The organism is Lacimonas salitolerans, assembly GCF_042677865.1.
GTDB lineage: Bacteria > Pseudomonadota > Alphaproteobacteria > Rhodobacterales > Rhodobacteraceae > Lutimaribacter > Lutimaribacter salitolerans.
In genome coordinates, this window is the sequence record NZ_JBHUDD010000068.1 from 1 (window position 1) to 775 (window position 775).

At 59.6% G+C, this 775-nt stretch carries 1 pseudogene; it reads left to right on the forward strand.

Going from position 1 to position 775, the window contains the following annotated elements:
• A pseudogene (locus ACFTOW_RS13255) lies at positions 1-738 on the forward strand (hypothetical protein); the annotation flags it as partial.
• Positions 739-775 lie beyond the last annotated feature (37 nt).

Below are 775 nucleotides of genomic sequence, written 5' to 3' on the forward strand. Positions count from 1 at the left end.
AGGGCGGCATCTTCTCAAGCGTCGCGACCACGGATTCTCATCCTGATTGACGCGCTCTTCTCATCAAGTTTGTCGCGCTACAGAAAAGCAACAGCCATGCTTGCCAGTTGGTCGATCCCGGTTTTGCTGGCGGCTTTTGGCATGGCCGCCCTGGTCGTGCTGGTGACCGGCTTGCGGATCACGGGACTGGTGGACCGGCTGGCCGAACGCACCGGGATCGGCGAAGCCATCGCAGGGGCCGTTCTGCTGGGCGCGGCAACGTCGCTGAGCGGAACGATCGTGTCGATGACGGTGGCGTTCGACGGCCTTGCCTCGCTTGCCTATGCCAACAGCATCGGTGGCATTGCCGCTCAAACAGCGTTTCTGGCGGTTGCCGACATCGTCTATCGCAAGGCCAATCTAGAGCATGCCGCGGCCGATCTAGCGAACATCTTTCAGGCAATCGTGCTGATCGTGCTGCTGACCTTGCCCCTGATTGCCAGCACCCAGCCCGAGTTCACTGTCTTTGCCATCCATCCCGTGTCGCTGGTGATCCCGGTCATCTATGTCTCGGCCCTGCTGGCCACCCGCGTCTTGCGCGACACGCCGATGTGGCTGCCGGTCAAGACCGATGACACCCGCGAGTACACGCCAGAGAACGAGAGCGACGAGGCACGCAAAACGAGCACCACATGGCTTTTCCTGACCTTTTTCGCTGTGAATCGGCATGCAAAAGTGACCCACTTGGGTGGGTTATGATCATCTAAAACTGACCCACCTGCATTGTTAACATCCG